21 protein-coding genes and 1 pseudogene are annotated in these 21527 nt (G+C 69.5%); 10 read left to right on the top strand and 12 right to left on the bottom strand.

The window, feature by feature from the left end; translation table 11 throughout:
* Positions 1-66 precede the first annotated feature (66 nt).
* From ABEA93_RS37855 to ABEA93_RS37845, 3 genes are read left to right on the top strand one after another with little or no spacing between them, the layout of a single operon-like run.
* Positions 67-276 (top strand): CDGSH iron-sulfur domain-containing protein, encoded by a 210-nt coding sequence (locus ABEA93_RS37855; protein WP_345680512.1) that lies wholly within the window; start codon positions 67-69, stop codon positions 274-276.
* Positions 277-328: 52 nt separating this feature from the next.
* On the top strand, positions 329-1297 hold the full coding sequence (locus tag ABEA93_RS37850) for a fumarylacetoacetate hydrolase family protein (protein WP_345680511.1): 969 nt from the start codon (positions 329-331) through the stop codon (positions 1295-1297).
* Between the two features lie 14 nt (positions 1298-1311).
* Positions 1312-2463 carry a TauD/TfdA family dioxygenase gene (locus ABEA93_RS37845; protein WP_345680510.1) on the top strand — a complete coding sequence of 384 codons (1152 nt, stop codon included), beginning with the start codon at positions 1312-1314 and terminating at the stop codon, positions 2461-2463.
* A gap of 54 nt (positions 2464-2517) precedes the next feature.
* On the opposite strand, the gene ABEA93_RS37840 is transcribed toward ABEA93_RS37845, so the two are convergent.
* On the bottom strand, positions 2518-3417 hold the full coding sequence (locus ABEA93_RS37840) for a phosphoribosylaminoimidazolesuccinocarboxamide synthase (RefSeq protein ID WP_345680539.1): 900 nt from the start codon (positions 3415-3417) through the stop codon (positions 2518-2520).
* 745 nt (positions 3418-4162) lie between these two features.
* Positions 4163-4480 carry a hypothetical protein gene (locus ABEA93_RS37835; RefSeq protein WP_345680509.1) on the bottom strand — a complete coding sequence of 106 codons (318 nt, stop codon included), beginning with the start codon at positions 4478-4480 and terminating at the stop codon, positions 4163-4165.
* A 130-nt stretch (positions 4481-4610) separates the two neighbouring features.
* Here ABEA93_RS37835 and ABEA93_RS37830 point away from each other — a divergent pair, with 130 nt between their 5' ends.
* From ABEA93_RS37830 to ABEA93_RS37815, 4 genes are all read left to right on the top strand, one after another.
* The gene (locus ABEA93_RS37830; protein ID WP_345680508.1) at positions 4611-5180 is read left to right on the top strand and encodes a DUF6083 domain-containing protein; all 570 of its coding nucleotides are present in this window, start codon (positions 4611-4613) and stop codon (positions 5178-5180) included.
* An 88-nt stretch (positions 5181-5268) separates the two neighbouring features.
* Entirely contained in the window at positions 5269-5526 is a 258-nt protein-coding gene (locus tag ABEA93_RS37825) for a hypothetical protein (RefSeq protein WP_345680507.1), read from the top strand.
* Positions 5527-5851: 325 nt separating this feature from the next.
* Entirely contained in the window at positions 5852-6415 is a 564-nt protein-coding gene (locus ABEA93_RS37820) for a hypothetical protein (RefSeq protein WP_345680506.1), read from the top strand.
* A gap of 454 nt (positions 6416-6869) precedes the next feature.
* Entirely contained in the window at positions 6870-7259 is a 390-nt protein-coding gene (locus tag ABEA93_RS37815) for a hypothetical protein (RefSeq protein ID WP_345680505.1), read from the top strand.
* Between the two features lie 47 nt (positions 7260-7306).
* Here ABEA93_RS37815 and ABEA93_RS37810 read toward each other — a convergent pair whose 3' ends face one another.
* The gene (locus ABEA93_RS37810; protein WP_345680504.1) at positions 7307-8770 is read right to left on the bottom strand and encodes a replication-relaxation family protein; all 1464 of its coding nucleotides are present in this window, start codon (positions 8768-8770) and stop codon (positions 7307-7309) included.
* Positions 8771-9966: 1196 nt separating this feature from the next.
* Between ABEA93_RS37810 and ABEA93_RS37805 the strand changes: the two genes are divergently transcribed.
* A complete protein-coding gene (locus tag ABEA93_RS37805; protein WP_345680503.1) occupies positions 9967-11532 on the top strand; it encodes an ABC transporter permease in 1566 nt (521 codons plus the stop codon).
* A gap of 450 nt (positions 11533-11982) precedes the next feature.
* On the opposite strand, the gene ABEA93_RS37800 is transcribed toward ABEA93_RS37805, so the two are convergent.
* Positions 11983-13044: a response regulator gene (locus ABEA93_RS37800; RefSeq protein WP_345680502.1), complete on the bottom strand. Its 1062-nt coding sequence runs from the start codon at positions 13042-13044 to the stop codon at positions 11983-11985.
* A gap of 12 nt (positions 13045-13056) precedes the next feature.
* Positions 13057-13299, bottom strand: coding sequence for a hypothetical protein (locus ABEA93_RS37795; RefSeq protein WP_345680501.1), 243 nt, complete (start codon positions 13297-13299; stop codon positions 13057-13059).
* A 417-nt stretch (positions 13300-13716) separates the two neighbouring features.
* Between ABEA93_RS37795 and ABEA93_RS37790 the strand changes: the two genes are divergently transcribed.
* Complete coding sequence (locus ABEA93_RS37790) at positions 13717-14094, top strand: DUF6300 family protein (RefSeq protein WP_345680500.1); 378 nt, start codon at positions 13717-13719, stop codon at positions 14092-14094.
* Between the two features lie 458 nt (positions 14095-14552).
* Here ABEA93_RS37790 and ABEA93_RS37785 read toward each other — a convergent pair.
* Positions 14553-15694, bottom strand: a pseudogene (locus ABEA93_RS37785) (IS30 family transposase).
* A 164-nt stretch (positions 15695-15858) separates the two neighbouring features.
* On the opposite strand from ABEA93_RS37785, the gene ABEA93_RS37780 reads away from it, so the two are divergent.
* Positions 15859-16104, top strand: a complete 246-nt coding sequence (locus tag ABEA93_RS37780; RefSeq protein WP_345680499.1) for a hypothetical protein — start codon at positions 15859-15861, stop codon at positions 16102-16104.
* Between the two features lie 513 nt (positions 16105-16617).
* Here ABEA93_RS37780 and ABEA93_RS37775 read toward each other — a convergent pair.
* The 6 genes from ABEA93_RS37775 to ABEA93_RS37750 form a co-directional block, all read right to left on the bottom strand.
* Entirely contained in the window at positions 16618-17487 is an 870-nt protein-coding gene (locus ABEA93_RS37775) for a ParB/RepB/Spo0J family partition protein (protein ID WP_345680498.1), read from the bottom strand.
* Between the two features lie 77 nt (positions 17488-17564).
* A complete protein-coding gene (locus ABEA93_RS37770; RefSeq protein WP_345680497.1) occupies positions 17565-18395 on the bottom strand; it encodes a nucleotide-binding protein in 831 nt (276 codons plus the stop codon).
* Positions 18396-18668: 273 nt separating this feature from the next.
* Entirely contained in the window at positions 18669-19487 is an 819-nt protein-coding gene (locus ABEA93_RS37765) for a hypothetical protein (protein ID WP_345680496.1), read from the bottom strand.
* Complete coding sequence (locus tag ABEA93_RS37760; RefSeq protein WP_345680495.1) at positions 19484-20359, bottom strand: DUF5131 family protein; 876 nt, start codon at positions 20357-20359, stop codon at positions 19484-19486. Before ABEA93_RS37760 ends, ABEA93_RS37765 begins: the two co-directional genes overlap by 4 nt.
* On the bottom strand, positions 20356-20775 hold the full coding sequence (locus ABEA93_RS37755) for a hypothetical protein (protein WP_345680494.1): 420 nt from the start codon (positions 20773-20775) through the stop codon (positions 20356-20358). Before ABEA93_RS37755 ends, ABEA93_RS37760 begins: the two co-directional genes overlap by 4 nt.
* Complete coding sequence (locus tag ABEA93_RS37750; RefSeq protein ID WP_345680493.1) at positions 20772-21377, bottom strand: Lsr2 family DNA-binding protein; 606 nt, start codon at positions 21375-21377, stop codon at positions 20772-20774. Before ABEA93_RS37750 ends, ABEA93_RS37755 begins: the two co-directional genes overlap by 4 nt.
* Positions 21378-21527 lie beyond the last annotated feature (150 nt).

Below are 21527 nucleotides of genomic sequence, written 5' to 3'. Positions count from 1 at the left end.
CGGCGATCTTCCCTGACGCGAACTTGCGCCAGGGAAAATCGCGGCCTCCCCAGACAAGGACAAATCGTGTCGGAGACCACCCCGCCCGTAGAGATCACGGTGTACGAGAACGGACCGCTGATCGTCCGCGGCCCGTACACGCTGCAGAACAGCGACCGCACGGAAATCGACCCCGGCCGCAAGACCATCGCGCTCTGCCGCTGCGGCCTCTCCGCGCTCAAACCCCTCTGCGACGGCAACCACGCGCTGCGCCCCAGCCCCCGGACCGCCAACTGACGAGCCCTCGGCACACGCTGTCGGCACCACCACCGAGTCAAAGGACGTGTCCGTGCGCCTCGTGACCTACCAGCACAAGAACATTCGGCAGCAGACGCCTTTCCTGGGCGTATTCCTCGACGACCTCGTGGTCGGCCTCGATGCGGTGCTCACCGGGCAGCCATCCTCCGCGGACCGTGCTCCGGCACGCGCATTCCGCTCCGTGGAAGACGCACTGCTGGCCGGTGCTCTCGACGAGATCGCGGACGCAGTGGCCCGATTCAGGGCCCGGCCCGAAAGCGCAGCAACCGTCAGGGAGTTCGGGCACCCTCTGGAAGACCTCGACCTGCTCCCGCCCGTGCTGCGCCCCACCAAGGTCATCGGGGTGGGAATGAACTACCTCAGCTTCGTCGCGCAGCTCGGCGAGGCCGTCCCACTCCACCCGACGCTCTTCCACAAGACCGCCTCCTCCCTTAACGGGCACGGCCGACCCGTTGTCATCCCGGACAACACCGACCAGGCGGTACCCGAGGGGGAGTTGGCGGTGGTGATCGGACGGCGTGCCGCCCGTATCAGCGCCGCGGAGGCGAACGGGCACATTGCCGGATACGCCTGCGCGAACGACATCAGCGCCCGCGACCTGGAGTTCCAGACCTCGCAGTGGACCGGCGGGAAGATGCTGGAGACCTTCGCTCCGTTGGGCCCTTTCCTGGTGACTCCCGACGAGATCGAGGACGTCAACGAGCTCGGGCTCCGCACCGTCCTCAACGGCCGGGTCATCCAGCAGGGCAACACCGCCGGGATGGTCTTCAGCGTGCAGGAGCTGATCAGTCAGATCTCCATGCGGGTTCCGCTGGAGGTCGGCGACGTGGTCCTCACCGGGACGCCGTCCGACCTGGGCGAGCTCGAACCACCGATATTCCTCACGGAAGGCGACAGCATCTCGGTCCGGATCGACGGTGTCGGCGAACTGACGAATCCGGTGACCGCAGCCCACATGACCGCCCGCGATCAGCCGCCGCTTATTGGCCTCGTCAACTAGGACCATCCATGCCCATGAACGACACACACATCCGCGCGACCGACATCGCCAACGACGCCCTGACGGTCACGTGGGGCGACGGCCAGCAGAGCCGGTTCCACAGCTTATGGCTGCGGGACAACTGCGCGTGCGAGGCCTGCGGACCCCACGAAAGCGGCAGCCGGCTGCAGCGGTTACTCGACATCCCGGACGACGTCACCCCTGCCAAGGTGCAAACGGACGGGGCCACCCTGCGCGTCATCTGGGCCGGTGACGAGCACAGCTCACGCTACGACGCCGACTGGCTGCTCCGGAACGCGTACACCCCGGCCCCGCTTCGCGCACGGCGCAAGCCGCACCGGACGCTGTGGGACGCAGGCCTCCCCGAGTGGCCCGCCGTCGAGTGGGACCGGGTCCTGGTCGACGACGCGGAGCGTTACCGGCTACATGCGAGCGTCTCCGAACTCGGCTTCGTGCTGGTGCGCGGCCTCGGGACCGGGCACGGTGCCATCGAGACGCTGGCGAACGAGGTGGGCTACATCCGCGAGACCCACTACGGACGGATCTTCGACCTCATCACGCGCGCCAAACCGATGATCCTCGCCGACCTGGCGGGGCCACTGCTGCCGCACACAGACGAGGCCTACCGCCGGGTCCCCACCGGAATCAACATCTTCCACTGCATCCAGCCGAGCGCCGACGGCGGCGGAGTATCGCAGCTCGTCGACGCCTTCCGGGTCGCTGCGATCCTGCGGGAGAAACACCCTGAGGCCTTCGAACTGCTGACCAAGGTCCCCGTGCGCCACGAGCGGCGTATCGAGGACCAGGTCATCACCTCCGACCTGCCGGCGATCGTCCTGGACCACGACGGCGACGTGATCGAGGTCCGGCTCAACGAACGCACCATGACCGCCATCTGCGTCGACGATCACCTGATGGCGTCCACCTACGCCGCGCTGCGGACGGCCTTCCGGACCGCCTACGACCCAGCGCAGCTGGTCTCCTACCTGCTGCGGCCGGGCGAGGCGCTGCTCTTCGACAACCTGAGGGTGCTGCATGCCCGGACCGGCTACAGCGGGGATCGGTTCGTCCGGCAGACGCAGGTCATGCGGGACGAGTTCTTCGGTAAAGGCGCTGCCCTGGCCGAGAAGGTAGACCTTCCGCACTCTGTACTGCGGACCTCTTAGCACCAAGGCCGCAGATTCCGCGCCGACGCTCTCCCGACGAGGCTCCCGGCTGAGCTACGCCCAGGTCAGACCGGTGAGCCTTTCGTAAGCCTCGACGTAGCGTGCACGGGACTGCTCGACGATGTCGGTGGGCAGCGCGGGGGGTGCGAGCTCGCTGTCACGATCCCAGCCGGAAGCCGGAGACGTGAGCCAGTCGCGAATGAACTGCTTGTCGAAAGCGGGCTGCTGCCTGCCGGGCTCCCACTGCTCCGCGGGCCAGAAACGGGAGCAGTCCGGGGTCAGCACCTCGTCGGCCACGACCAGCCGGTCTCCGTCGAAGCCGAACTCGAACTTGGTGTCGGCAAGAACGATGCCGCGGTCGCCCGCGATGTCGCGGGCCCGGCCGTAGATCGCGAGCGTGGTCCGGCGGAGCAGGTCGGCCGTGTCGGCACCGACCGTACGGACCACGTCCTCGTAGGTGACATTCTCGTCGTGCTCGCCGACCTCGGCCTTGGTCGCCGGGGTGAAGATCGGCTCGGGCAGTTCCGAACCGTTCACCAGCCCCTCGGGCAGGGCGACGCCGCAGGCCGTGCGGGTCTTCTCGTACTCGACCAGCCCGGAGCCGGCGAGGTAGCCGCGGGCCACGCACTCCACCGGGGCCATCCGCAGCGGCCGGCACACCAGCGTGCGACCGGCCCAGTCATCCGGGGCATCCTCGGGCACCTCGGTGGAGATCACGTGATGGGGGACCAGGTCGGAAATCCGGTCGAACCACCAGAGGGAGAGCTGGGTGAGGATCCGACCCTTGTCCGGGATCTCCGTCGGCAGCACCCAGTCGTACACGGACGTGCGGTCGCTGGCCACCATCACCAGTTCACCAGCCGCATTCCGGTAAAGGTCGCGTACCTTCCCGGTGTGCAGATGCACCAATCCCGGCACGTGAACCGGTTCTGGCTTCACGACAAATCCGGACATTTTCCTCCTTAAGTGACAGGCGGGGGTGGTCACTGGTCTACGCGGCGTCGGGGATTTGCGAAGCCGCAGCCGCAGGTCGACGAGCTCCCGCTCCGACTCTGCTGCTGCGGGACGTTCGACGTAATTCTGTCAGACCGGCCCTGCTTGCCGATCTCGTTGTCACCACCGTGCGGCGCCGGGCAGCGGTGTGCCAAAGGCGTCGGCTCGGGGGAGGTGCTCCGTACTCGGAGGGTGGCTCGTCGACGTGGCGGTCGCCCCGTACGTCGATCAGACCGCGCTCGACGCGGTCTTGGCTGACGAGGATCGGCAGCGTGCCGCGCTCACCGAGCACGCCCGCCGCTGGACACCGCCTGGCTGAGGCACAGTGTCCCGCGGGGGGAGCGCTGGATAGGTTGTCCGTCGCTGGCGGGGAGGTTGCGGGCGTGGAGCGGGCCCAGGGCGTGTTGGGGGGTTACACGCCGCCGGGCCCGCGCAAACCGGAAGAGCGATGCGCGCCGGGTGGGGGTGAGCGCGCGGCTGGGAGCCCGCATACGGGGCCGAAGCCCCGCATGGTTTCCCTACCGGGGTGAACAACCTAAACCCGACACTCGGGCAAAAGGAACAGGCCAGCGAGAACTTTTCAGCCAAGATCCCTCATGCACAGCGAAGTTCGTCGGTCTGACACTGGCCAAAGCGGCTGACTTGGCCGGGTGGTGCGGGGCTCCCGCTCGGGGCGGGGGTGTGCGAGAGCCCAGCACGCCTTTGTTCAGCCGCCTGTGCGGGCGCGGTGGCGTCCGGTAGGGCGGGCGGCGTCATAGTCCTTGCCGCGCCACAGCGCGGCGACGGACTCGAGGATCCCGGCCGGCGCCGCACGGCGCTGGTTTGCCTGGCCGGTGCACACGACGCCTTGTTCGGCGATGTGTAGGACGCACGACCCGCGGGCGGGGTTGTCGGCGTCCGGCAGCACCGGTTCGGCGCCGACCAGATCGCCGTGCTCGGTCAGGCGACCCACCACCTGCTCGAGTGCGGCGACCGGACCGAACACCAGCACCACTTCCGAGGTTCCGTCGTCGACCGGGTCCACACCACCCCAACGAGCACCCACCCGGCGGGGTACCGCCACGAACGGGCGTACACGAAACCAACGCATTCGTTCGATCGAGTCCGGGGCCGGGCACGATCTTCACAGCGACAGCCATTTCTTTAGGGGGTGGATGAGCGGGCGCTGCGCCGTGTGTGGCGGCAACAGGTGCGAAGGCCAGCCGTGTCCGGCAAAGCCGAGTACGAGCACCTCGGGCGCAGGCCTCCCGTGCGAGGCGTGCTTGGGGGCTGGGGGACGCTGGATCGCCAGCCTGAAGGTCGTGCTGTGCGCGGCCTGCGCGGAACGCACTGCCGATCATCCGCAGCGCCCGCCCGTCCCTTTGGCGGAAGTTTTGGCGGTGACGGTCGACAGCCTGCGGGTCTCCGACCGCACGGACAGGCCCGTGCCGAACCCCCGCACTACCGGCGGCACGACGTGCCAGGCATGTGGCGGCCCGGCGTCGTGGCACCGGACGGTTCGCGGGCGGTGGATGCTCGTGGAACCGGGCGACTGGCCGACCCACCACATACCCGCCGGGAAACGGTGGCGTGTCGCCGGGGACGGAACAGCCGTCAACCTCGGGCCGTCCGTGCCGAGCGACACCTGCCGCATCAGCCACTTCGACGTCTGCCCGGCACGACCCGCCCCTGCGGACTCCAGCGTCCTGCTCGCTCTGTGGCGGCGGCACGCCGACGCCAGCTGACGCACATTCGCTGCCCAACCGCCCTGACTAGACGCCCTTCGCCTGGGGGTACTGGACGGTGGGTCCGGTCTGAACGAGGGCGGTTGGTATGGAGATCATCGTGCTGTTGGACGACTACGGCCGGGCATTGCACCTGCCCGGAAACCTCCACGCGGCCCGACCGGACGGCTCCGGTTCGCTGGCGCATGGGTCGCTGACGTTGTGCGGCAAGCCGACGGCAGCCATGGACGTCCTGGGGCCACGGACGCCTGGCCACGGCGTTCCGGTCTTCCCACCGAACCTGGTGGGTGCCGGAGAGGGCCATGCCGCCGAATGCCCGGTGTGCGTGTGTCGGGCCGCCGGATGACCGAGCGACGGAGCGGTCACGATCTACAGACAGGCGATACCGAACGCGGCGCTGCCACGTTGTATTTCGGAGGGAAGTCCCTTGCGCGGTCGGGAAGATGGCGTGGTTGGATGCCGTCTGCGCGTGGGGTCGCGTGCCATCCGACCAAGAGGGGGATTTGCCGGTGGAGCCGACGGGACCGGGCGGGACGCCGCCTTTGGACCACCCGCCCTCGAACAGTGCCGCGCCGGGTGGATCCGGGCCCGTGTCCGGCCGGCAACCCGGGCAGTGGTCTCCTGCGGCGAAGTGGCTCGCCGGCCTTGTTTCCTCGGTCGTGGTCGGGATCGTGACCACACTTGTGGTGACGCTGGTCATCGGCAGCGACGGGCACGGCAACGCCCCCGCCGCATCTGCCCCCGCGCAGGCCTTGCCGAGCGCGTCACGGACACCCGCGCTCGCGACGCCGGCTGCCTCTCCGTCCGTCTCGACCGGATCCGCCTCGTCGACCACCACGCCTGCTCGCGGGTCGGGGTCCGCAACGCCGTCCCCGTCTCAGGTGTCCGCGGCCGCCCCGGAGATCGTGCGCTGGGAAGGCAGTGTGGGACTGGCCCGCGAGATCAGCCTGGACGAACTGCCGCCCGGCCCCAAAGGCATTTCCACGATCACCGTGCAGGGGTTCGAGTTCCAGCACGGCAACATCAACCAGGCGCTGTGGCCTGGAACCGAAGCGCCGTCCCGTGCCGACTGCGACCTGCGCGTCAACACCCACATGAACCAGGACTTCTTCCGCGTCCACGTCGGGCAGTGGATCTGCGTCCAGACCAGCGGCGGATTCACCGCCCGCATCCACATCACCGCCGTCGCCGCAGACGGCAACGGCGGAGAAGCCGACGTCACCATCTGGGAATAGACCTACCTGGTGAGAGGAACGACCGGCGCCGCGCTCTCCGGAGTGCCGCCACGACCGCGGACTCACCAACCGCCGTCTTCGCGGTCGCTGCCGCTGCCGCCAATGTGAGACCTGGCAACCCGCAGTGCTTCGTCCCTTCCTGCGTTCGACCATCACCCGGCTCGCCCACAGAATCGAGGCATTGCCCATGGCTCACCCGCCGCGCAGATTCGGCCGACTTGCCCTCGGGAGCGCCCTGGCTCTCCTTGCGGTCACGGGCTGTTCCAAGGACCCCGGCCCCTCCGGGCGACCCGCAGCAGCAGACACCCCCGCAGGAACCCCCGGAGGCACGACGCGCCTCGCATCCCCGGAGGCTCCGCACTCCGCCAGCCCGACATCGGGCCAAGACCCACTCGCCAAATACTTCACCACGGCGCGGGACCCCAAGCTGTGCGATCACGTTCCCCGCGTCCGCTTGGGGCTGGACTTCGGCCGGACGTTCGACGAGGACTTCCCGGCGAACTGGGCCCCCGACTGGAGCGGCGCCGAGTGCGGGCTGATCGTCGACCACGGATGGCGGATCAGCATCACGTTCATGCCGGCCGACATCAACAAGTTCATCGAGTTCGAACGCAGCCACGACCGCGATCTGGGCATCGTCGGCCGCGACGTGTCCGGGGTCGGCGACCAAGCCGTGTACTTCCAGCAAGAGAAGGAAAGCCCGAAGGAACCCGTGTACAACCGCCTCTACGTCCGCATCGGCGACCGCGGGTTCTTCGTGTCCGTCGATGCCTCGGTGACCCCTGACCCTCAGTCGGTCGACACCCGCATCGCTCGAATCGTCGCCGACCCGTATGCGCGATGAATTCTCCGGCCCTGCCCGGTGCGAAGGCTGCGAGGAAGCACCGGCACTTACTGGTGCCGCCACCCAGATGACGCCCCTCGGCTGCGGCTCGCCCGAGACAACAACAGCGGAGGCCGCCGCCACACCAACCCCCTTCTCGCTGCCGAAGGCCACGCCGCCTCGACGGCGACGTTGGGGCTGGCCCGGCAGTCCTCAGCTCTTGGCGCCAGCCCACCCCCGGCCTCGCGTCGCGGCTGCCGGCGTCCCCGTGGCGGCGGGGCCCGATCGCCGTACTCGCCTTCGAGGCCGCTCCCACCGGCGACCGGCCGGTTGCGTGCCTGCCGGACACACAGACCGGCCTCGAGGCGGGCGTCCCATGCGCGCGTCAGCTGCTCGGCGGTTGTTCGGGCAGTCTCGGTGTCCTGGCACGGCCCGCACCACGCGGCGTTGTGCCCCTGCGGAAGCCGGTGGGACTGGACCATCTCCCAACGGTCGTCGGAGGACGCGCCCGCGCACCGCGAGCACACCGGACGCCGCGCTTCCCGCTCGGCAGCCATCCGCTCCTTGGCGCGGACGTCGGCCGCAGCCCGCTCGGCCTTGTACAGCCGGTCGCCGTCGGGGTTGTCCAGGGCCTCGGTCAGGGTCTGCCAGCTGCCCCGGCTCAGACGCCACCACACCGGCCCGTCCGCGCCGTGTTCGGCGATCCGCTCCAGCTCGGTCACGACCACCGGCACCGCCTGGTGGTAGTCAACCGCGGTGACCCCGTCACCGAGATCCGGGTACCGGCGCCCGCGCCAGAAGGCCCGTGCGGCGTCCGCGAACCGCTCCATCCGGGCCTTGCGCCGGGCCGCGGTGGTGTCGGTGAACACGAACGCGACCGGAGGGAAGCCCTCCCGGCCGGTCGCCGGATAGACCCGCGACCACAACCGGAACCCGTGCGCCTCCGCACCGTCCCACGCGGCCCGCTGCACATCCGTACCGGACCGAGTCGCCGGGAGCCGGAACCACTCGGCGTAGCGGCGGAGTTTGGCGACCAGCTCGTCCACGGGTTCGGTCCCGCGGTCGACTTCGACCAGCAGGACGGGCACGCCCGCGTCCGGGGCGCGGAGCACGAGGTCGGCGTACTGGGTGTAGCCGTACGGGAGTTTGTGCGCGACCTCCGTCTCACACGACAGCACCGTGCCGAACCCCGCGCCGATCAGATGTGCCGCGGTCGCGGTGACCGCGGCCGCGTGGGCGTCGAACCCGCCCGCACCCCGCGGCCGCTCCTGCGCCCCTCCGGCGGGCGGGCCCGGGCGCAGCGCCGACATCCTCATCCCCGCGGGCAGCATGCTCTTGGCTTCGGCATGACCGCGTACGGTCAGAACCCACAGCTGATGGCCGGACGGCAGCCGAGATTCCGCCCGCACCAGTCCCCGCCGCCGCAGGTCGTTCAGCGCGTTCCGGGTGATCCGGTCATGGCGGTGGTGTGGACGGAGCATCCTCCACAGCTGTTCGCCGGTCGCCCGCTGGAACACCGCCAGCGCAACCAAGACCTCCCCGCGGTGGACACCCGAGGACTGCCACGCCCCACCAGAAGACGTGGGGCGAGGCAGACAAGGGAAGTCGAATCCCCGCCCACCCCCACCAGGGGCGGACTGATCAGGGCTTTCATGGTCAGCCTGCCGCACAGCCGCGGACGGGGCCATGGACGAGGGAGCGGACGAGGCCCCGGACCCCTTGTCCGCAGGCTCCGGCCCGCCATCCCGAGGCTGCTGAGGGACGCGTTCCGGGCCCGTCTGCGGGCTGTTCGCTCCTCCCCCGCCTGGCCGGGCCCGGCCGTCGGTGTTGCTCCGCTCGGTTGTTCCGCTGTGCTTCTCGTCCACGCTGCGCCTCCCGGCACGCTCCGAGGCCGGCCCCACGCCGACCCACGAACCGCACAGCATGAACAAGCACCCCTTGTCCGCGGTCTGGACCAACGCTCTGACCAGCGGAAACACACCCGGCCTAGACCCCCCTATGCCAACCCGGCCAAGGGGTCCTACGCGTGTCCGATTAGGCCCCTTTTCCTCCCGATTCGTCCCGAACCCCGAAGAGGCGCGGCGAAGGCGCGCACCGGCATGGACAATCGCCCAAGAATGATCTTGGTCGTCGCCTCAGGCTTCACACTCCAGCCGAGTCCCGTGCGCGGTGCGGGCACCCGAACCGAGCGCGCCGACAACAGTGCGGCGTGCGGTGCGCGCACCGCACCGGGATTCGACATTGCGACGCCCGCACCGCACCGCGAACCGCAGACGCGCCCCGTGCACCGCGCATCGCTGCGCCGGAAAAGGCCCGGTGCGCGTGCGTGCCTCCAGCGGCTGGCGGACGGGCGCACCGGGCCGCCGCCTCGGCGCACGTGCCGCCCGCGCGGCCGCGTATCGGGACGCGGACAAGGGGGCCTTGTATGCCCCCTTTCAGCCCCTTGTACTCCGGATTTGTCCGGGCGTTCTGCGAAGCGCGCCGCGCACCAGCCCGGGTGCGCGGCGCGCGGTCGAGGAAGAGGGCGAAAATTACCGGTTCATCCTGGACGCCAAGGCCTATTGCGCCTCACGGCCGGTCGTTTCTCCGACCCCACGCGCCCCAAAAAGGCAGCCGTACAGAGTGCTCACGCAGCGGGTAGTGGTGGGTCGGCATTTGGAGCGGGGCTTGGGTGTGACGTTGTTGGCGGTGTTCCGTAGCCTGGCGTACGAGCGATCATCGTTCTGCGGTGAGTTTCGCTGTCCTCGCCGCGCCAACTTTGCGGCGACGTGGCGACGTTGGCGCACTGGGGGAAACGTTGGAATCGCTCGTTGCAGGCTTCGCCGACGTGGCGGACATGATCGACGCGTACGGTCTGGAGTCGTTCGGGCAGCCCGACACCGTCACACAAGCCCACAGGATCTTCCGCGAGACCAACGCGCCGTTCATCGTCTCCGTCGTGGCGCAGATGCTTCCGGATCTGCGCCACGACGTGGAGCAAGACCCTTCCCGGAAAATCGTGTTCGTCGGTCGGGACGGTCATCCGCTTGCGGTCGCTGCGCGTGCCCTGGACCCGGAGTTCTTCGCCGCGCATTGCACTGAAGTGGTGCTCTCGCGTGTTGTCGTCGAGTCCGCCCTGCAGGATCGCGAGCGCAACCACCAGGCCCGGTTCCCCGGGCTCAACTACTTCCGCCTCCGTGTGGCGGACCGGGTCGACCGGGCATTGGTCGATGGTGCGTCCGAGCGGCTGACCGCCTACCTGCGCCGCGAGGGTGTGGCCGTGGGTGGTGCCGGCGGCGCGGTGACCTTGGTCGACGACGGGTACAAGGGCACGATTCAGGAGATGCTGGCCGCCTTATACCCCGAGGTCGACTTCCACGGGAGGTACACGTTCTTCGCCGCATCTCCGCACGACCTGCACCCTGGGACCAAGCAGGGCTACGCCCTGCATCTGCACGCCGATGAGACATGGCAGGGGACTCCCAAGTCATATCTGCCGTCCGAGGTGGGCCTGACGTTCGGCAGTTCAGACGCCCTGTACACGATCGAGGAGACGCTGCACGGCCCGAAAGACACCCCGATCGGGGTCGACGACCAAGGGCCCCGGCAGCGGGGTCATCGGTTCAATCCGAAACCGTTGGACGGGATCAACCCAGCCTTGGTGTCCGAGCGCTATAGGGACCCGCTGGTGCGCGAAGCGGTGAAGTCCGCCGGGCTCTTAGCGGTGCGCGATGCGGCGACCGATGCGGCGACCGACCGCGACGCAGGCCGCGATTGGCTCGGCATCCTGCGCAGCGGCCAGGAGCGGTTCACGAGGGTGGCCCGCGCGTGGGTCGCCCGTGATCCCGGACTCGCACCGGACGTTGCCGAGCTGTTCGACGCCTTGGTGTCGCGGAGCAACCGGCGCGTCATCCAGGACCTGGACGCGGCCCTGTCGCGCATGAGCGTGGACGGTCCGTCCGCGGCCCCGGTGTGGCGGCGCCTGGCCAGGATGTCGGACCAACCGAGGGAAGAACAGCGGGCGTTCGTCGCGGCCGGTCCGGCTCTGGCACGATCGTTGGCGCCGTACGGCATGTCGAGTCGCACAGAAGCACCCACAGCCCAACCGTCGCGCCTAGCGGACACGCCGGAATTGGCCGCAGTCTCCGCAGCCGCGATCGGGATGCCTCCCCTGACACGCCTGACTGTCCCGTGCCAAAGCCCGCGCTCACCCGAGGCAACCGCATTCTCACTCGCCGACGCGACGGATCTGCCCACACGGCGACCAAGTCAACGAGTGCGACAACAGCTCGCCCTGGAACTGCACTACGGATGAGCCGAAGGCCAACGCTGATCTGCGGTCCTCGTCAAAGGGTGCGCGATGCGCGACCGGTTCCGCGTCGCAACGCAGCGCCGAGTCATCTGACAGCGGAGATGGGGGCGCCTCTGTCCACTGCGGATGTGCCCGCCCGACACCCCACACCGAACCCACGCGCAATACCGGCGGCACGACACATCGTCAATTGCACCAAATCGGTGGCGTGATCGGCCGTAGGCGGATGGCGCACGCCACGACAAATAGCGCGGACAGCTCGCCGCCGAGCTCGCAAAGTCACAGCGGTGCGGTGCGCAGCACGGCTGATGCCCAGCTCCACCAGGTGGGGACGCTGAACACTGGCCCGCGGTGCCGTAACAGCGACCGGTCCGCCCCTCGGGATACGGCCTGGATGGTGTAGCGATCGACGGCGGCGGCGCCCTCTTGCAGGACCAAGCGTGGAAGTCGGCGTCAGGCGCTCCTGCCGCGCCCGCGGAGCTCCAGGTGGACATCGATGAACACCGCGACTTTGGCTCGCAGCGCCCACGGATCGAACGGCTTGGTGATGTAGTCCACCGCGCCGGCGGCATACCCGCGGATCGAGTGGTCGGCGTCGAGGCCCATCGCGGTCAGGAAGATGATCGGGATGCTGCGTGTACGGGACCGACGCTTGATATGGGCGGCGGTCTCGTACCCGTCCATGCCTGGCATCTGCACGTCGAGGATGATCACCGCGAAGTCGTCGTGCGCCAGCAGCGCCTTGAGCGCCTCGTTCCCCGAGCCAACGGAGACAATGTCGTGGCCGGGCGCGGCAACGACCTCCTCCAGCGCGAGGAGGTTGTGCGGCTGGTCGTCCACCAGCAGGATCTTCGGCTGTGCCGCGCTGGCAGGCTGCTTCGGATCCGGCCAGGGCCCTTCCAACGCGGCGAGTTGCCGCTCCAGGATGTCGCAGCGGGCCTCCGCGTCCAGTCCGCGGCGCCGTGCCGTCTCAAGCTCGTCCGAGAGTCGGCGCACCTGCATCGCGAGTGCTTCGCGTTCCGATGCGAGGACCGTGTGCTGCGGAGACGCGGCCCCGCTCCACGTCGCCTCGAGGCGGGTCAGGCGTGTCTCCAGCTCGGCGACTCGGTGGCTGCGGTCTAGCAGGGCGTCACCGATGACTTCCTCCTCGACCGTGGAGCGGCGCGCGTCCAGTTCTGCTTCCGCCAGCTGGAGTTCGAGAACCTTGACCGGGCGGGCCGCGGCGCTTCCGCTGCGCACGGCCGCCCGGTGGAGACGCAGCAGGCGGGCCAGGTCCGCAGGGGGCACAGGGTGTCCCTGGCAGGTGGCAACGTCGTCCACCAGTTCGACGACGAACCGCCACGGCGGGACCCGGGTCCCGCTGAGGAACCTGGAGATGCTCCCGGCGTTGCGGAACCGCTGTGCGCCGTAGCCGCGCACGGAGACGTCGAGGAGGCCGAACAGGTCCCGCAGTGCCTCGGCGAATTCGCGGCACTCTGCGCTGATCCCCGCGTCCAGCGGGCGAAGCGATCCCATGGCGTGCCCCGGTCATTCGCCGACGGACTGCACACGGGCCGGTTCGCCGTGCGCGGCGACGGCGTCGCTGGCGGCGGCGCACGCGTGGCCCGGGCCGATGACACGGTCGAAGAAGCCCACCGCGAACCCGAACACCCCTACCCCGTACAGCAGGGACTGCGGAACACCCGCACCCGTCAGCACGGTCAACGCCCCCGCCCCGGCACCAGCCAGCGCAGCAAGCAGGAAGACCAGGGCTGCCCGGAGGGATAACAAGGGCTGATGCACAGTTCACTCCAATCCAAGGGGTGCGCGACCCACGACCAACCGGATGCCGCGCCGGAGGACGATCCTGACGCGGCCCACGCGTGTTGCATGCCACGCAACGGCGTTCGGTCAACGTTGCGCAACGGACCGGCAACACCCCCGAGTCTCCCGCCAACCAGGCAGACAGCGCAGCCCACTTCCACGAGATGGGTCCTGGTGGGCGCAAGCGCGGGACGGGCCCGGCGCTCCGAAGTCGGTCGGAGCAGCCCGGCCGCCGGGAGGCGTTGAGGCCGCGGCGGGCGTCAGCGACCGCGCCAACCAGCGGCCGGGCGGCGGGTTTTGGAAGCGGTGGCTCTTGACGATGATCCACGGCAGGCGGGTGGTGTACGTCCCTGTCGGAGACTCTTCCTCCCGTATTGGAGGCCCATGTCCCACTGGCGGTTCGTCGTGCGACCAGACGGCACCTTCTTCCGCATCGGCAACGCCGACGGCTCCTTCGACCACGACACCAACGAGGAACTCCTGCGCTACGACCAGCGCGGCAAGGACTCCACCCCTACCCGGGAACCACGCCCGTGCTCACGATGCGGCAAACACCTGCTGCTGAACTGGCACGGCCCCCTGTGGACCGGCGCATGGATGGAACTGTGCGCCGACTGCGACCAAGGCCGCCCGGCTGCCGATGCCCTGACCCGGTGGATCCGCGACGCCCAACGCAGCCCCGACGCACTCCCCCAGCTCTTCGACGACTGGGAGACCGAGACCATGACCGCCCTGGGATGGAACCGCATCAGCGAAGACTGACCAGCCGAGCCCAGGCACTCTGGGGCTCCCGGCCGGGGCGCAATGCGCCCGTTGCCGACACCTCGACCCGCGATAAACCGACGACCGCTCCGCACTCCCCCGCCACGCCGCCACGCCGCCACGATGACGAACAGCGGCCCGGGCCGTCGGCCCGTTGCTGCGTCGAGGGACGATCCCACGGCGAGCGCAGGGGCGACCGCCATCATTCGAACGTATTTGCGACAAGACGGCCTTGTCGGCATACGATCAAGACATGGGGCGCAAAGACCTGACGGCCGGCGCCTGGGGGTCGTTCGGAGAACGTGCCGCCCGGGCCCTCGCCGAACGCGCCGCGGCAACCGACGCGGCCCCTCGGCCCGCCCCCACAGCGCCCCCGCTCTCTGGCGCGCTCGAGCCGGTTCCGGTCGGCGGCCCGCCCCCGCCAGGGCGAATTCAAGGGGTCGTTGCAACACGAGTGATCAACTGGCTGTGGTTAGCAGCTTGGCGAGGCGCTCGGCTGGGGTTTCCCAGCCGAGCGTTTTGCGTGGGCGGCTGTTGAGTTCGGCGGCGACCGCGTCGAGGTCTGCGCGCGTGTGGGCGGCCAGGTCCGTGCCCTTGGGGAAGTACTGGCGGAGCAAGCCGTTGGTGTTCTCGTTCGAGCCGCGCTGCCAGGGGCTGCCCGGGTCGCAGAAGTAGACGGGCATGTCCGTGGCGGTGCTGAACTGCCGGTGCAGGTGCATTTCGGAGCCTTGGTCCCAGGTCAGGGACCGTCGGAGCTGGGCCGGCAGGCCGGAGACGGCCTGGACGAGCGCGTCGCGCATGTGAGTCGGCTGACGGCCGTCGGGCAGGTGGACCAGGGTGACGAAGCGGCTGGAGCGCTCGACGAGCGTGCCGATGGCGGACTTGTGGGCCTTGCCGATGATCAGGTCGCCCTCCCAGTGCCCGGGGACCGCGCGGTCGGCGGCTTCTGCGGGGCGTTCACTGATCATCAGCATGCCTGCCGACATGCGTGGCTGACGCTTGTGCGAGGAGCGGTGCGGCCGGCGCATCGCCCGTCCCGTTCGCAGGGCTCGGGCGACTTCCCTGCGCAGTTCTCCGCGGCCTTGGACGTAGAGGGCCTGGTAGATCGTCTCGTGGGTCACGTGCATCTCCGGCCGGCCCGGGAAGCGCGCCCGCAGGGCATGGCTGATCTGTTCGGGGCTCCAGCGGCGTTCGAGACGGCTCCGTATGAACTCCCGCAATTGCGGGTTCCGGCTGATCTTTCCGGGCTTCGGCCGGGGCGGCGGGCATCGGCGCGGGACTGTGCGGCATGCGGCCGATAGACCCATCGCGCGGCATCTCCGCGCAGCGGCATGCCGTTCCTGCGGATCTCCCGGCTGACCGTGGAAGGGCTGCGTCCCAGCTCGGCCGCGATCGCCCGGATGGACGCCCGCTCCCGCAACCGGTCGGCGATGTGGATGCGCTCGTGCTCGCGCAAGTACCGAGACGGGCGATCCGGCGCGTCAGGCTGGCGGACCGGCGGGTACGCCTTCGTCCGGCCGGACGCGTTGCGGCCATTCCGCCACCGCCTGCCGGTCCGTTGATCGATGCCGACGATCCGGCAGGCCTCGCGATTGCCCACGCCCTGGTCCATGAGGCGGAAGTATTCATCCCGCTCACGGACCAGGGGCGTAGTCCCCAACTGCCGTCGGTCCGGTCGAACCTCGAAGTTCATCGCACCCCCTGAACTGGGGTGTTGCAACGAACACTAGAACTCAAGCAGCCCAGGGCGGACCATGGGCCTGGATGGACCTCCCCGACGACGCAGGCACCGTCGTAGTCCGGGCGGTCCGCTGGGTCCGCAGCAGCTCCGGCGCGTGGGCCCTCCACGCAACCGCCCCAGGATGGAAGGCCATAACGGACTGGGCTGACGGCGGCTGGGAAGCCGGACCGGTCGAGGAATACCACGTCATCCCCGGCACCCAGGTCCGCCCCATCCCCGGACAGGACTACACCGGCCTGGAGCGCGACGGCTCACGCCCGCCGGCATGACGAAGGCCGCCAAACCCGCAGCCGAGCGATCAGCTCGAGCCGACCCGGAGCGACGGATGCGCGCCGGGTCCCGGAGGCTCTGACGGTTGACCTCATGGCCGCAATGCGCGCCTAACTCGAACGAGCCGGACGCAGCCCGAAGAGCAGCACAGCCCGCACTTCCACCGCCGGTCAGCGCGGCCGAGTCACCAAGTCCCGCCCCCTGATCGCGCCGACGTCGGCCCGACGTTCAGGTGACGTTTGCCTGACGTCGATCCCATGCGGAGGCGGCAGTGTCGCCACACGTCCCCTCAGGTCACGGGGCAAGCGCTGCCTAGCTCGGGATACCTGCATTCGGAGACCACCTACGAGCGCGGCTCTCCTAAGCGAACGCCCCACCCGTGGGTGGGGCGTTGCCAAGCGGCCATCTCGTTTACCCGGTAAACACGCGATCTGGGTGCGGCGTCCGTGAACGACGTCGCGCGTGCACGGTGCCGGTCACGTCGCCCGCCACCGTTTACCGGGTAAACGTTGCTAGGCCTCGATCTTGCTCATCAGGATCTCGACCAGGACTTCGAGCTCCGCAGGTGCCAGGTGCTGCGCCAACTCTGTAGCGATCTCCTGTGGCGTGCCCAGGCGCATGGTCGGCGCAGCGGTTCCGGCATGCGGCAGAGTCGTCCCTCGTTGCTCGTCGGCCGTGCCTGTCGATGCCTGTGCTGGTACACGCGTAGGTTGCTCGCCGCTGGACCTGGCCTTGCCCGGTCCGGCCGCCTTGTCGCGGGTTCTCGCTGCGCGGGCCTCGGCAGCCGCCTTTGGCTGTTCGTTCTCCGGGAGCGTCCCGATCGTTCGAGCTGCTTTGACGGTCAGAGCCCCGGACTTCACTTCCTCTTGGAGTTCCGGCACCAGCTTCAACAGCGCTCTGCGTTGGGATACCCAGCCGGGAGTCTTCGACAGGTGACGGGCTACCTCTGCTGCGCTGCCGAGGACGTCGACGAGGCGTTCGATCGCTCGTGCCTCGTCGATGGGTTCGAAGGACTGGTGATGGATGCCTGTGATCAGCGCGGAGACCAGCATCGTCTCGGCTGTCTCTGCGAGGCTGTCGTCGACCACGTACTTGAGCTTGGCCAGCCCAGCCATTTCACCTGCGAGGCGCCGGCGGTTTCCATCGACCACGACGTACAAGGCGTCCGGGCCGATCTCGGATTCCGTGTGCGGATGTGCCTTCAGGAAGGCTTCCCGCGTCACCACGGTGATGACCTGCATCTGGCCGTGTTCTTGCATGCTGGCAGTCAACTCGGCAACGTCGCCCAGCGACTCGCGCGGGTTGTACGGGTTGAAGGCGATCAGCGTGGTGGCCACCTCGGGGGCAGCGCCAACTACCGGAGGCGCCGCTGACTTGCTCACGGCCGCTGGCTTCTTGGGTGGTGTTCCGCCATCAGACTTCGGGGGCAGCAGATTCGCCAGACTCCCCTGACGCCGGCTCACTTCGCGGCCCTTCCGGCGCCTTTGCGCTGACGCCGTGTGCCGCCGAGGCCGAGCTCAAGGGCGAGCCGGAAGAAGTCTTCGCGGGCTTCGAGCGAAATGCGGTTGCGCGGGTACTGAGTGACGACGCGGTTCTCCACCGCAGCACGCGTATGGATCTTGTAGTGCCGGACTACGGTCTGCGCGCGGTGGAACTGCTGGCCGTCGATGAAGGCCTTGGTTTCGTCGAGATCGGCTGTGCCGTCGCGAGGATCCCAGTTGTTGATGACGACCGTGTAGGGGATGCCGCGCGGCTTGACGACGTTCTCGATCGTGTTCGCTGTGGGAAGGAAACCCAGGCCTTCCGGTTCGATCGGGACGATGACGTCGTCCGCAGCCTCGAGGACCGCGCGGAGCGCGACACCGGCCCGGCCGTCTCCGAGCGGGTCGCGGTCCTCGACGCCGTCGTCGTCGGCGTCCGGCCCGATCCAGCCGGGAGTATCAACAAAGATGTGCTCGTAGCCGTCGATCTCCTTGAGACGCGAAAGCTCTTGCGGCTCTCGGTGCGCCTGGACGAAGTCGAACGGAAGGTCGTCGCCGACACGGTCGGCCCACCAGGTAGCCGAGCCCTGTGGGTCGATGCTCACGGCGAGCACTGGCGGGACCTGCCGGTCCGGCCTCGCGATGACGTCCGCGGTGATAGCGGCGAGGTTGACGGTCAGCGTGCTTTTGCCGACCCCGCCCTTTTGGTTGAGGAGCAGGTGAACTTGTGCCACGGGTACTGCCCTTTCGGTCTGATTCCCCGGTGTCGCAGCACACCGCACGTTGGCGTGTGGGTCTGCGAGCGGCACGACTATCCCATGTCTTCATGCCCGGGATGCGCGTTACGGGACGTGTCGACTGAAGGCGTAGCTGTCCGGGGGCGTTTACCGGGTAAACACAGCGCAGCTCGACCGACCGGACGAGTGCCGAGGGGCCACACGTTTACCCGGTAAACGCTGGCGTTCGCTCCTTCACCAATCGAAGCCCGAGGCTGCTCTCATGCGAATGAGCGTGTAAACGCAGAAGGCCCTGCACCTCGGCATGTAGCCAGGGTGCAGGGCCCGTTGAGGATGGTCATCACATCATGCGTCGGCGGCAGCGTGGCCTAACGGTCCGTGTTCCAGGGCTAGGGCCAGGTACACAGCGACCTCGTCCGGGTGACCGGGGTCGGCGGGCACGGGGAGCGGGAAGTCGCGGGTGGCCTGCCTCCGCGGGCGCTGCGGCCCGGTGGATTTCATCCCGCTCGCCCATCCGAGGCGGGGGATGAACGTCGCCCACCAGTAGTCTCCGCCGACCTGGTGGTCGGTCCAGCTGTGATGCGGTTCGGGTTCCTTGGGGGAGAAGTCGACGGAGAACCCGTCGTGGGACGTCTCGGCGATGGTCCACCCGAACCCGTCGCGCAGGCTCTCCGCGACATCCGTGATGTACGCGGCGGGCGGTTCCTCGCGCCAGCTGGGCCACTCCGTCCAGCGGGCCTTGTCCGGTCGTTCGTCGGCCAGTTCGGCCGCTCCGGGGAAGTCCGTCGCGTCGACGGACAGCACCCACACCCCGTCGCGCTGGACGCCGGCACGCGCCTTGGCGGGCGTGGGGGCGATCCACGCTCCGGCGAGGAGGACCGCCTGCCCGAGGGTCGCGGCGGGCCGGGGGCGGGGGTCGGCGTGGTCGGGTCGGGTGTACGTGATGCCGTCGGTGGCGGCGAGGTCCGCGGCGGCGAGCCGCGCGACCAGGGCGCCGTCGCGGTGGACGTGGACGACCGCGGCCGCGCGCTCGTCGAACCACGGGCGGATGACCGCGAGGACGTCGAGGATGCCGCCGGTCACCGGAACCCGCGGCAACGGCGCCGATTTGGCGGTCGCGTCCGTACCGGGCGCGTACGGGGTGAGCTGGTAAGTGCTGGTCACGGATTCCCCTCCGGGGTCGGCGTGGTCGTGGGGTAGAACGCGGACGGCGCGCCGGTGGTGGCGGGCATCTCGTCCCAGGTGCGGCCGTCCAGCAGTCGGCGCCCGTCCTGGAGGCGTAGGCCGCCGTATTGCTTGAAGAAGAACGGGACGCCGGCGTCGACACAGCGGTCCCGGAGGGCACGCGCCCAGCCTGGATCCATGGGCCGGTGCCGGGGGCCGGATTCGCCTCCGACGATGACCCAGCCGATGCCGTCCAGATCCAGCGACGGCAACGGTCCGAGCAGCGGCTCCAGCGACAGGAACCGCAGCGCGGCGGGTGCCCGTCGCAGGGCGTCGGCGCGGCGGCAGTAGGCGTCGGACTCGATCGAGGTGCCGACCCACACGTGCGGCAGCGGCCACACCATGGGCGGGGCCGGGTGCCCCGGCCACCGGGCGGCGGCCAGGGCGGCGGCGTGTTGGTGGACGTCGGCCTGGAAGGCCGGGTCGGCGAGCATCGCCGCCAGGCGCTGCGGGCGCTTGGTCAGCACCTGGAACGTGTGCCGGTCGGCGAGGGCCATGACCGCGAACATCCGCGCGACGAACGCGCGGGGCACACGCGCGTGTCCGAGGTCGGACATGGAGTTCACGAAGACCCGGCGGGGCTTTCGCCAGCGCAACGGCTCGGTCAGCGCGTCCTCGTGGACGGCGATGCCGAACCCCGGACCGCTGGTGATCGGGTGGCCGTCGGTCTGGTACTTCGCCGAGCCCATGGCCTTCAGCCGCCGCGCCATGGTCAGCGCATAGCATCCGGCGCAGCCGGGGGAGACGCGGTCGCACCCGGTCACGGCGTTCCACACCGCGTCGGTCCACTCGATCGCCGTGCGGCCGCTCACCGCGCCCGCCTCGGCGGTCGGGGCGGGCGCGGCCAGGCGGTCAGCGCGTAGCAGGCGTCCAGGTCGTCGACCCGCAGATACGCGGTCCGCCGCCACGGGCGCCAGCGGCGCGACAGGTCGGTGAACCGGATCCGCATCAGGTGCCGGCCGCACGCCGGGAAAACGGCGCGGATCCGGATCCGGCGCGGCATCTCCGCGGTCGCGAAGTACATGCCGTCCAGTTCCCAGACCTGCCCGCGGCGCGCCAGCAGCCACGCTGACTCGGACGCGGCCAGATCGCACGCCGCACGGAACGCGGCATCCTCGTCCAGCCCGTCGTACCGCATGTACTGCGCGGCGGAGGCGCGGACCAGGTCGGCCGCGCCGCGTGGGCCCAGGACGGTGTCGATGCGCCAGGTGCGCACACGCGGCGTCATGCCCGCGCCCCCTCGGCACGCATGGCGGCGAGGTAGGCGTCGACGACCTCGTGGCGCACGATGCCGAGCGTGTTGCAGTCGACGCCGTTCTCGGCGGCCCATACGCGGACCGCTTTGGGGTCGACCGCGCGGTGCGCAGCCGCACCGCTGGCGGCGGTGCGGGACTTGGGCGCGGTCTTGCCCTGTTTGAGTCCGCGGACCTTGGCCCGGGCCTCGGCGAGTTGGGCTTCGAGCCGGTCGACGTCCGCTTGTGCGCGGGCGAGCGCCTGGTGCTCGCCGACCATCGCCACCAGGGCGTCGAAGGCGGCTTCTATCTTGTCGGCCTGCGCCGCCAGTTTGGCGTCGCCGGTGGCACGCGCTGCGGCGACGACGTCGGCGATCGACGGCGGCGCCGCTCCGGCCGGCCCTTGCCCGTGCGGGTGCTCGGGTGCGGGCTCAGGAACGGTCTCGGGGTCAGGCCCCGGCGCGGGCGGGAGAGGGCGGCTGGTCGGCGGTTGGTCGGCGGCCGGGGTGACGAGGGTGCGGCGGCCGCGGCCCCCGCTGGTGACCAGGCCGTCGTGGTCGAGCTGGCTGACGGCTCGCTGGGCGGTGGAGAGGGACACGTCGTAGTTGTCCGCGAGTTCCTTCAGCTTGTCGTTTAACCTTGGGGTTGCTCTTTAGCAGCAAGTGGCTTGGCTTGTCTGGGTTTTCGTTGATCCCGGTGATGTGGGCGGCCTTCGCCTGATCCTGTGCTTCGACCGAGAAGACACGTG

The sequence above is a fragment of the Yinghuangia aomiensis genome (assembly GCF_039542225.1).
In the GTDB taxonomy this organism is placed as follows: domain Bacteria; phylum Actinomycetota; class Actinomycetes; order Streptomycetales; family Streptomycetaceae; genus Yinghuangia; species Yinghuangia aomiensis.
Note: the sequence above shows the minus strand (reverse complement) of the source record. Positions and strands in the feature narration are given on the sequence as shown.